Below are 10,322 nucleotides of genomic sequence, written 5' to 3' on the forward strand. Positions count from 1 at the left end.
CGGGGCCGCCGACGCCTCCACCCCGTCGCCGGACCGATCCGGCTCCTCAGCCGGAACCGCCGGACTCGGGCGAGGTCACTGGACGCCTCCGGTCACTCGGCGGGACGCCGGTCCGCGTCCGGCTCGCCGCCCGCGACGCCGAACGACGCTCGCCACTCCTCGGCGAGCACCGACCAGACCTGGATGTCGATCCGGCCGGACGGCCCCGGGTAGACCTGGCGGAGCGTGCCCTCGTGACGCAGACCCAACCGCCGCGCGAGGGCGATGCTGCGGACGTTGTCGGGCTTGGTCCGCCACTCCACCCGGTGGATGCCGCGCACCCGCACCGCCCAGTCGACGACGTGGCGTACCGCCCGGAAGACCAGCCCGTGGCCCTCGGCGGCCGGTTCGAGCCAGCAGCCGACCTCACACACACCGAGCGCGACGTCGAACGAGACCAGCATGACCCCGCCGACGAGGGTGTCGTGCCGCCACAGCCCCCAGATCCCGCCCGCGTCACGTGCCCAGCAGTCGGCGTACCGGCGCAGCACCGTCCGGGCCGAGTCGAGGTCGGTGGCCACGAAGGACGGTCCGACCCAGGGGGCGATGTGCTCCCGGGCGCGGTCGAGGTGGGCGAGGAACTCCTCCGCCCGCCAGGGTTCGAGGGGACGCAGCTCGACGTCGGAGGTCAGGGGCAGCGCGAACACGGCACTCCCGTACGTGATCGAGGGTCGGGGCGTACCGATCATGTCGCCCCCGCGCCGCCCCGGCCACCGGTTTCGGGCCCCCGCGCCGGCCCGTGCCGCCGAACGGCCCTCGTGGGGCCGCCGGCGGCACGGCGGACGCTCAGCGACGACGGAGCTGGGAGACGATCGTCGAATCGGTGATCTCGGTGTCCCGGGCGAGCAGCAGCGCCTTGCTGAGCACGACGCCGAGCATCCGGTCACCCTCGAACGGCAGGAACAGCTCACCGTTCCCGGCGGACGCCGACTGCTTCGGCACGATGCAGAGGTACTCGTCGTTGGGGCTCATCAGGATGTTCCCCGAACCGAGGTGGATCTTGTAGGTGCGCAGGTCGCCCCGGACCACCAGGAACCGTCCCTCCAGCCGGCACCGGTCGGCGACCGCGAGCCGGGGCACGAGCCGGGTGAGCAGCTCCCGCCGCGTCTGCGCGGTCGCCGACAGCTCGCCGAAGCCGTACGACTGCCAGTACTCCCGGTAGCGGCCCTCGGGACCGCCGTCCTGCCAGGTCGGGTCGTTACCCACGCTGGCCACCCCGACGAAGAGGTCGACGTCCCGCATGACCTCGCTGAAGACCAGTGGCGGGATCTGCTCCAGCGGCACCGGGCCGGTCGGCTCGCCGCCCCCGGGAATCCACTGGGCGTACCCGCCACCGCCGGCGTGCGCGCTGTTCTCCGGGGCGCCGAGCGGGTAGAAACGGACCTGGTCGGTGACCACCCGCAGGTAGGTGCCCGTATCGGTGGCGTCCGCGTCGTAATCGTCACCGGCGCCCTCCACCCAGTACTCGGCGCGCAGCCCCCACTCGGGCAGCTCCCGGGTGGCCGGCGGGTACTCGTCGTCGACCATCAACCGCAGCTTGTTGCGCCAGCCCCGCACCGCGGCGAGCGCGTGGAACTGGTGCTGCCGCAGCACGTGCGCGGCGAACCGGTTGGAGTAGACGGCGGTGTGCTCCTCGGCGGCGGTGAGCAGGTAGACCTCCCGGTGCGCCTGCTTGAACGGCTGCACCACGGCGTGCCGCTCCAGCCACTCCCGCCAGGCGAGCACCTCGGCGACGTCCCGGCCGATCGGGTGCCAGATCAGCACCTCGGCGTCGTCGGCCGCCACGACCGGCGTGCCGTCGATGGTGCGCAGCGCGCCGTCGGCGTACCCGCACGGCACCCCGTCGACCAGCCAGATCAGCCGCCGCCCGAGCGTGCCGACCAGCGGATGGTCCAGGTAGTGGGCCCGCCACGCCGCGTATCGCCAGCGCCGGCGGGCGAGGAACTGCCGGTCCAGCCGTTCAGCCTGTGCGGCCAGCATCTTCTCGACGTCCTTCGCCGCCGCCTTCCACTCCCGCAGCCGCTCCGGGTGCTCGCGGCGGACGGCGGCGGGCACCGTCCGGACCGGACGGCCCGTCGCGTTACGCCAGTGCAGCGCCACGACGCCACCCTCGACCACCAGCTCCGCGGTGGCCTCGCCGAACGTCTCGACCCGCCGCCCCAGGGCGGTCAGGTCGTACGTCGGCACCGCCAGCTCCTCCACCTCGGCCCGGGAGAGCCCGAGCTCGACGGCGCGCCGGTCGAGGGCCTTGTGCAGTTCCTTGAGCGTGCCCTTGAAGGTGACGCGGGTGGTCAGCCGGGCGAGTTGGGCCAGGGCCGGCTCACCGTCGAGGCGGGCGAGCGCGTGGACGGCGGCGTTGGCCACCTTCGGGTTGCGCGGCCCGATGCCCGGCACCTTGCGCAGCGAGGTCTCCACCAGCCGCCCCAGCTCCCGGGCGACATCGGTGTCCGCCTCGTCGGCGGCGAGGGCGAGCAGCCAGATGAGCCCGCGCAGGGCCGTCGAGTTGTACGGGTCGTACGCCTGGGAGAAGTCCTGCTCGTGCTGGCGGGCGAGGATCGGGACCGTGCGGGGGCGGCCGACCTGGGCCAGCCAGGCGAGCGCCGCCTTGCGGTAGCGGTCGCTCCCGATCCGGTCGAGCAGTACGCGGGCCTGCCGCTCCCAGCGGTCGGAGGGGCGGGCGGCGGTCGCGGTCAGCGCGTGCGCCACCAGCTCCGGCCAGTCGGCACCGAGGCCGGGCAGCTCGGCCAGCAGCTGGTCGCTCCACGCCTCCCCCGGGTTCAGCAGCGGCTCCCGCACCTGTTGGAGCAGTTGCCGTACCAGGCCGGTGGGGCCGTAGCCGGTGACCTCCGTGCGGCGCAGCGCCGCGACCACCTCGCCGGGCAGGGCGCCGTCGGTCTCGTACACCACCCGGCACAGCCCGGCGTACTCGTCGGCGAGCCACCAGATCCACCGTCCGGTGGCGTGATCGAGCAGGCGCCGGAGGTCGGCGACGGGGACCGCCGCGCCGAACCTGCGGAGCAGCATCGCCACGAGCGTGGTCAACGCCTCGTCGTCGGCCTCCTCGTCGGGGCCTGGCGGGTCACCCGAGTCGAGCCGGTCGACCAGGGCGGTCGCGAGCCGGGCACGCCTGTCGTCGGGCAGCGCGTCGAGCGCGCCGGCGATCCGGGGACCCTCGTAGTACCAGCCGCCGTGGAAGTGACAGGCGATCCAGGCCAGCTCCGCGACGATCGCGGCGATGTCGTCGCCGGTGGCGAGCCGCCGGAGCGCGGCGACGTGCTTGTCGTAGGCGCTCATCAGCCACCGACCAGCGGAACGAGTTTGAGGAAGCAGACCTCGGTGCCGGCGCGCAGCTGCACCTCCGTGTCGAGGTCGTCCACCTGCCGATCGTCGACGAGCACCACGAAACCGTTGCGGCCGAACGCCTCGATCGCGCGATCGAACTGCTGCTCGGCGTCGACCCGGCGGGGCTCGCGCAACCGGTAGCCGTTGAGCGTGCGCTCGGCGTCGCTGGGCTGCACCAGGCCGCGGAAGACCTCGGGCCGTGCGGCGTTGTACTCGGCCACCTCCTGGAAGACCCGGCGACGGATCAGCTCGCGCAGGGCGAGCCGCTCCTCGAAGATCTCCAGGTGCCACGCGGCGGCCTTGGCGCCGCTCGTGGTCTCGTCGACGAACTTGACCATCACCATGGCCGCGGAGTCTAGGGTCGGGCACCGACAGCCGGGCGCGCGCCGACGGGCGAGCCACCCCGCAGCCGCGCCGTCGGCGGAGGCGGCCCGGGACCGGTGCCCGTACCGGCACCGGAGAACGGAAGGGAATGCGGTTGCCTTGCCGGGTCGCGGTCCCTAGCCTGCCGGGGTGCGGATCCGGGAGTTCGCCCCGCGGGACTGGGCGCAGGTGTGGCCGATCATCTCCGACGTCGTCCGGGCACAGGAGACATTCGTCTACGATCCGGCGCTCTCCGCCGACGAGGCGTACGCCCTCTGGGTCGAGGCGTCACCGGGACGTACCGCGGTGGCGGTCGACGGCGAGCGGGTCCTCGGTACGGCCAAGATGGGGCCCAACCGGCCCGGTCCCGGCTCGCACGTCTCCACCGCGAGTTTCATGGTGGCCGCGGACGCCCGCGGTCGGGGCGTCGGCACCGCGCTCTGCCGGGACGCGCTGGACTGGGCGCGCCGGCAGGGCTACGCGGGCATGCAGTTCAACGCGGTAGTCGAGACGAACCGGGCGGCCGTCGAGGTCTACCTGCGGGAGGGGTTCCGCGTGGTCGGCACCGTGCCGGGCGCGTTCCGGCACCCCACCCTCGGCCGGGTCGGTCTGCACGTCATGTACTGCGAGCTCTGACCGGCCCGGTTCCCGCCGGCGGCGGTCAGCCGGAGACCCGCCCGTGCACCACCAGCGCCCAGGTGAGCAGCACGAACCCGGCGGTCGAGGCCACCGCGCGCAACAGGTTCCAGCGGATCCACGCCGGGGCGAACCGGTCCCGCACGGCTGCGAGGTCGGCGAGCCGGTCGGGGTCACCGGCCTGGGCGAGGGCGTTGTTCAGCGGCACGTTGAGCGCCATGGTGACCACCAGCACGACCAGGTAGAGCAGCAGCGCCGCCACGATCCAGGGCAGCGCCGCGTTCCAGCCGGCCGACAGGTGCAAGACGGCTGCCGCGCCGGTGAGCAGCAGCGCGCCGAAGAAGCAGGCGAAGAACCAGCCGTTGAGAATGGCCTCGTTGATCCGCCGCATGGCGAGGACCAGCGTGCGGGCATCGGCCCGGACCAGGCCGGGCATGACGGAGTAGGCGAACGCGGCGAAGAGGCCGGCCGTCAGACCCATGGTCACCGTCGCGGCGAGCAGGCTCAGCGTGCGCAGGGTGGTCATCGGATCATTAAACGCGCCGTCGGGGCGGCCGGGCCATCCCCGGCCGCGCCGACGGCGCCGGCCTCACCGCGCGGGGGCGTACGGGGCCAGCGGGTTGGCCAGCGTGCCGACGAACTGCAGCGCCGCCGACGGGTCGGCGAGGTCGACCATCTGCTGGTTGTTGCGCAGCTGGAGCCGGTTGAGGCAGGAGAGCGCGAACTCCGGCGCGAACAGGTCGTACCGGGCGATCCGCTCGGCCAGGTGCGGGACGCTCGCCAGGTAGTCGGCGGCGCAGCCGGCCACCGTACGCCAGAAGGCCTCGTCGGTGAGCGTGCCCGCCTCGGTCAGCACCGCGCCCAGGTGCCGCAGGTAGCAGTCCACGACGTCGGTGAAGATGGCGAGCAGCCGCTCCTCCTCCGGCACGTCGGCCCGGATCCGCTCGACCGCCGGCGGCAGCGGCCGGTCGGGGCTCATCACCACGATCTCCTCGGCGATGTCCTTGAAGATCGCCCGCTCGACGGTGTCCTGGTCGTCGAGGACGAGGATCACGTTCTCGCCGTGCGGCATGAAGGCCAGGTCGTAGGCGTAGAAGGCGTGCAGCAGCGGGGTCAGGTAGGCGTCCAGGTAGCGGCGCAGCCACGCCTGCGGCGTCAGCCCGGACCTGTCGATCAGCGCGGCGGCCAGTGAACCGCCGTCGCGGTCGACGTGCAGCAGCGATGCCATGGTGGCCAGTCGTCGCCCCGGTCCCAGGCTCGGCACCGGGCTCTCCCGCCAGAGCGCGGCGAGCATCTTCCGGTACGGCGAGTACCTGTCGGTGGCCGCCTCGTACTGCGGGTGCCGGTAGCCGACGGCGGCCCGCTCGCGCAGCACGGTGAGCCCGGTCGCGGCGAAGACCTCGTCGGCGGCGACCAGGTCGGCGAGCCAGTCGTTGATGGCCGGGGTGCCCGCCATGTACGCGGCCGACAGTCCACGCAGGAACCCCATGTTGAGCACCGAGAGCGCGGTCTTGACGTAGTGCCGCCCCGGGTCGGTGAGGTTGAAGAAGGTGCGGATGGACTGCTGGGCGAGGTGCTCGTCCGGTCCGGGACCGAGACAGACCAGGCGCCGCTGCGCCACCTCGCCGGCGAAGGTGACCGCGATCCGGTTCTGCCACTGCCACGGGTGGACCGGGAGCAGCAGGTAGTCGTCCAGGTCGAGGCCGAGACCGGCCATCACGGCCTCGAAGCGGGACAGCGTCTCCGCGCCGAGCTCGCCGGTGATCAGGGTGTCGTAGTCGAGGTCGGCGCAGTGGCTGAACTGCGCGTGGTCGCGGTGCGCCGCCAGCCAGACCAGCCGGACCGGCCGGGCCGCCTCCGGGGCGTACCGGTGGTACTCGTCGATACCGAAGCCGAGCCGACCGTTGTTCGCCACGAAGCAGGGGTGGCCCTCGGTCATCGAGGTCTCGATGGTCTGGAAGTCGGCCGCCGCGAGCTCCTTGGCGGTCAGCTGCGGGCGGTCCAGCTTGTACGCGATGCCGGCCAGCGTGGACGTGATCTCCTCCAGGTAGACCGGGAGGACCTGGTCGGAGAGGCCGAGCGCGGCCCGCAGCTCGATGATCAGGTCGACGGCGTCCAGCGGCAACTCGTCGTCGCCGCGGTGCCGGGTGATGCTCGCCGCATCGATCTGCCAGTGCTCCAGGGTACGCACGACAGCGGTGAACCGGTACGTCACCGTACCGTCGTCGCTGCGCACCACGTACCACTGCGGCTCGCCGGAGGTCGCCGGCTGCGCGGCGGGGGCGTCGGCGGGGGCGGCCGCCGGTTCCGGGGCGAGCAGCCGTTCGTGGGTGAACTCGGCGAGGGCCTTGCGCACCAGCAGCCGGTTGGCGCGGGCCCAGTGCGCGGGGGTGAGGTGGGCGACGGGGTCGAACACGGTCACGCCGAGGCTCCGTCCGTGCTGGACACACCGGCGGTGGCAGGGGTTCCGGTGCCGAGGCCGGTGGCGGTGTGGAAGCGAGCGCGGGTACAGATGCTCAACAGGGCGTCCTTCTCGGGTTTCGTGACGGTGCCGACGACGTCGAAGCCGACGGCGGCGTTCAGCGTGTGCACGGCGGTGTTGCGCACGTCCGGCTCGACCACCACCCGCTGCGTGGACGGGTCGGCGAAGAGCCAGGCCATGACAGTGGTGATCACCGCGCGGGTGAAGCCGTGCACGGGGGCGTCGGCCGGCGCGCAGAGGAAGTGCATGCCGACGTCGCCGGGGCGGGCGTCGTACAGGCCGACCAGTTCGACGCGGGCAGGGTCGTAACGCTCGGCCAGGAAGGCCGGCCGGCCGCGCCAGTGGCCCAGGTACGCCTCGTGGTGCGGGTGCGCGGCGATGCGCCGGTACTCCCGCGCGACCCCGGCCACGTCGGCGTCCTGCATCAGCCAGAAGGCGGCCTTCGGGTGGGTCACCCAGCGGTGCAGCAGCGCGGCGTCGGCGTCCGGGTCGACCGCCCGCAGGGCGAACTCGCCCAGCCGCGCGTCGACCCGGGTGAAGACCGCCTCGCCCGCCGGCGGCCGACCCGGGGTGTCCGGCTCGTCCCGGCTGCTCACGACGCCGCTCCCGCCGGTGCGCCGAACTCCTGGAAGGTGATGCTCTTCTCGATCGGGTAGTGCTCGCGGCCGAGCAGCTCCCGGATGATCCAGGAGTTGCGGTACGGGCCCATCCCGAGGTCGGGCGAGGTGACGCTGTGGGTGTGGGTGCCACCGTTCTGGAGGAAGATCTCCCGGCCGGTGTGGTCGATGCTGTAGTTGCGGGCCACGTCGAACCGGCCGTGCGCGTCCCGGCGGAGCCGGTCCCGGACCGGTTCGAGGAACGCCGGGGGCCGGTAGTGGTAGCCGGTGGCCAGCACCAGCCCCTCGGTGCGCAGGGTGAAGTCCCGCTCCTGCTCGACGTGCCGCAGCCCCAGCGTGTAGGTGCCGGTGCCCGGGTCGTGCGCGGCGCTCGCCAGCTCCGTGTTGGTGAGCAGCCGGGTGTTCACCGGTCCGCTCACGCTCCGCTCGTAGAGCAGGTCGAAGATCGCGTCGATCAGGTCCGCGCTGATGCCCTTGAAGAGCCCCTTCTGCTCGGACTCCAGCCGGTAGCGGGTCGCCTCCGGCAGGGCGTGGAAGTAGTCCACGTAGTCCGGTGAGGTCATCTCCAGGGTCAGCTTGGTGTACTCCAGCGGAAAGAAGCGGGGGGAGCGGGTGACCCAGTTCAGCTGGTAGCCGTAGGTGTCGATGTCGCCGAGCAGGTCGTGGTAGATCTCCGCGGCGCTCTGCCCGCTGCCGATCACCGTGATGCTCCGCTTCGTCCGTAGCGCCGCGCGGTTCTCCAGGTAGCGGGAGGTGTGCACGGCGTCCCCGCCCAGCCCCTCGCACGCCTTCGGCAGGTGCGGCGGGGTGCCGGTGCCGAGCACCAGGTGCCGCGCCCGGAAGGTGACCGTCTCCCCCGCGCCACCGCCCTCCTGTCCCGGGCCGATCCGGGCCCGCACCACGTAGCGCCCGTCGGTCGGGTCGTACTCGACGGAGGTGACCTCGTGGTGGAAGCGCAGGTTGGGCAGCTTCGCGGCGGCCCACCGGCAGTACGCGCTGTACTCGCTGCGCAGCGGGTAGAAGCTCTCCCGGATGTAGAACGGGTAGAGCCGGCCGGTCTCCTTCAGGTAGTTGAGGAAGGAGTACGGCGAGGTGGGATCGGCGAGGCTGACCAGGTCGGCCAGGAACGGCGTCTGCAAGCGGGCCGAGGAGAGCAGCATGCCGGGATGCCAGTCGACGCCCGGCCGGGCCTCCAGGAACACCCCGTCCAGCTCGGGGATCGGCGCGGTGAGGCAGGCCAGGCCCAGGTTGTACGGGCCGAGGCCGATCGCGATGAAGTCGTGTGTGGACATGGCGGCCCTCCCGGGGCGGGTTGCAAGCCTTCGGTGGTCAGCCGACCCGGCAGGCCAGGTCGGCGGTGGTCCGCTCGTGCACGTACCGGCCCGCGTGTTCGGCGATGAGCTGCAGCACGTGGCCGACGTCGTCGAGGGTCGTCTCGGGGTTGAGCAGGGTGAACTTGAGGAAGTGCCGGCCGTCGACGGTGGTGCTGGCGACCACTGCCGCCCCGGAGGCGGCCAGCGCCTCGCGCGCGTACAGGTTCGCCGCGTCGGCGAGCCCCCGGCCCGGCCCGGTGGGCAGGTAGCGGAAGACCACGGTGCTCAGCGGCGACTTGGTCACCACCTCGAACCGGGGGTCCTCGCTGATCAGCTCCCAGGCGCCGGCGGCCCGCTCCACCACCTCGTCGAAGAGGTCACCGAGCTGGTCCGGGCCCATCACCCGCAGGGTCAGCCAGAGCTTGAGGGCGTCGAAGCGGCGCGTGGTCTGGAGGCTCTTGTCCACCTGGTTGGGGATGCGCTGCTCGACCATGCGCGCCGGGTTGAGGTAGTCGGCGTGGTAGGTGACGTGGCGCAGCGTCCGCCGGTCGCGTACCAGCACGGCGCTGGAGCTGACCGGCTGGAAGAAGGACTTGTGGTAGTCCACGGTCACCGAGTCCGCCCGTTCGATGCCGTCGAGCAGGTGCCGGCGGGTGGGCGAGACCAGCAGCCCGCAGCCGTACGCCGCGTCGACGTGCAGCCACACCCCGGTCGCCGCGCAGATTCCGGCGATCTCGTCCAGCGGGTCGATCGAGCCGAAGTCGGTGGTGCCGGCGGTCGCCACCACGGCCATCACCACCTGGCCGTCGCGCCGGCAACGTTCGATCTCCCGGCGCAGCGCGGCCGGGATCATCCGCCGCTGGGCGTCGGTCGGGATGGTGCGCACCGCGTCCGGGGCGAGGCCGAGCAGCTTCGCCGACTTCTGCACGCTGAAGTGACCGGCCGTCGAGGTGAGCACGCGCAGCCGGGGCAGCAGCTCGGCGCGGGCGTCCCGGCTCGGCGCGGCCTGGCACGCCTCCTCCCGGGCCAGCAGCAGCGCCTGGAGATTGGACTGGCTGCCGCCACTGGTGAAGACCCCGTCGGCGGCGGGGCCGAGGCCGATCCGCTCGGCCGTCCAGTCGACCAGGCGACGCTCGATCAGGGTGGCGCCGATGCTCTGGTCCCAGGTGTCCAGCGAGGAGTTCACGGCGGTCAGCACCGCCTCGCCGAGCAGCGCCGGGATCACCACCGGGCAGTTCAGGTGGGCCAGGTAGCGGGGATGGTGGAACCAGACCGCGTCACGCAGGTAGACCTCGTCGAGCTCGTCGAGCGCGGCGGTGGCGTCGCCGAGCGGCCGATCCAGGTCGATGCCGGCGACCCGGGGCGCCAGCTCACCAGGGGTGACCCCGGTGAACGGCCGGTCCACACCGGCCACCCGGCGCGCGACCCGGCCGACGCCGTCGGCGACCACCGCGCGGTACCGGGCGGCCGTCCCGCCGTTGAGCAGCTGTCCCCGGGCGGGGGTGGAGCCGGACCGGGCCTCCACCGGGG

Annotated in this window: 9 protein-coding genes; 1 reads left to right on the forward strand and 8 read right to left on the reverse strand. The window is 72.9% G+C overall.

Going from position 1 to position 10,322, the window contains the following annotated elements; genetic code table 11:
- Positions 1–92: 92 nt before the first annotated feature.
- From E1211_RS14235 to E1211_RS14245, 3 genes are all read right to left on the reverse strand, one after another.
- Entirely contained in the window at positions 93–686 is a 594-nt protein-coding gene (locus tag E1211_RS14235) for a GNAT family N-acetyltransferase (protein WP_132349206.1), read from the reverse strand.
- A gap of 139 nt (positions 687–825) precedes the next feature.
- On the reverse strand, positions 826–3,333 hold the full coding sequence (locus tag E1211_RS14240; RefSeq protein ID WP_132349207.1) for a DUF4132 domain-containing protein: 2,508 nt from the start codon (positions 3,331–3,333) through the stop codon (positions 826–828).
- Complete coding sequence (locus E1211_RS14245) at positions 3,333–3,725, reverse strand: hypothetical protein (RefSeq protein ID WP_132349208.1); 393 nt, start codon at positions 3,723–3,725, stop codon at positions 3,333–3,335. Before E1211_RS14245 ends, E1211_RS14240 begins: the two co-directional genes overlap by 1 nt.
- A 169-nt stretch (positions 3,726–3,894) precedes the next feature.
- Here E1211_RS14245 and E1211_RS14250 point away from each other — a divergent pair, with 169 nt between their 5' ends.
- The gene (locus tag E1211_RS14250) at positions 3,895–4,380 is read left to right on the forward strand and encodes a GNAT family N-acetyltransferase (RefSeq protein ID WP_132349209.1); all 486 of its coding nucleotides are present in this window, start codon (positions 3,895–3,897) and stop codon (positions 4,378–4,380) included.
- A 25-nt stretch (positions 4,381–4,405) separates the two neighbouring features.
- Here E1211_RS14250 and E1211_RS14255 read toward each other — a convergent pair whose 3' ends face one another.
- The 5 genes from E1211_RS14255 to E1211_RS14275 form a co-directional block, all read right to left on the reverse strand.
- Positions 4,406–4,906 carry a DUF1772 domain-containing protein gene (locus E1211_RS14255; RefSeq protein ID WP_132349210.1) on the reverse strand — a complete coding sequence of 167 codons (501 nt, stop codon included), beginning with the start codon at positions 4,904–4,906 and terminating at the stop codon, positions 4,406–4,408.
- A 63-nt stretch (positions 4,907–4,969) separates the two neighbouring features.
- Positions 4,970–6,802 (reverse strand): IucA/IucC family siderophore biosynthesis protein, encoded by a 1,833-nt coding sequence (locus E1211_RS14260; protein WP_132349211.1) that lies wholly within the window; start codon positions 6,800–6,802, stop codon positions 4,970–4,972.
- Entirely contained in the window at positions 6,799–7,458 is a 660-nt protein-coding gene (locus tag E1211_RS14265; RefSeq protein ID WP_371686156.1) for a GNAT family N-acetyltransferase, read from the reverse strand. Before E1211_RS14265 ends, E1211_RS14260 begins: the two co-directional genes overlap by 4 nt.
- Complete coding sequence (locus E1211_RS14270; protein ID WP_132349212.1) at positions 7,455–8,771, reverse strand: lysine N(6)-hydroxylase/L-ornithine N(5)-oxygenase family protein; 1,317 nt, start codon at positions 8,769–8,771, stop codon at positions 7,455–7,457. Before E1211_RS14270 ends, E1211_RS14265 begins: the two co-directional genes overlap by 4 nt.
- A gap of 37 nt (positions 8,772–8,808) precedes the next feature.
- Positions 8,809–10,317, reverse strand: a complete 1,509-nt coding sequence (locus E1211_RS14275; RefSeq protein ID WP_132349216.1) for an aspartate aminotransferase family protein — start codon at positions 10,315–10,317, stop codon at positions 8,809–8,811.
- Positions 10,318–10,322: the final 5 nt, after the last annotated feature.

It is taken from the genome of Micromonospora sp. 15K316, from assembly GCF_004348525.1.
Classification (GTDB): domain Bacteria; phylum Actinomycetota; class Actinomycetes; order Mycobacteriales; family Micromonosporaceae; genus Micromonospora.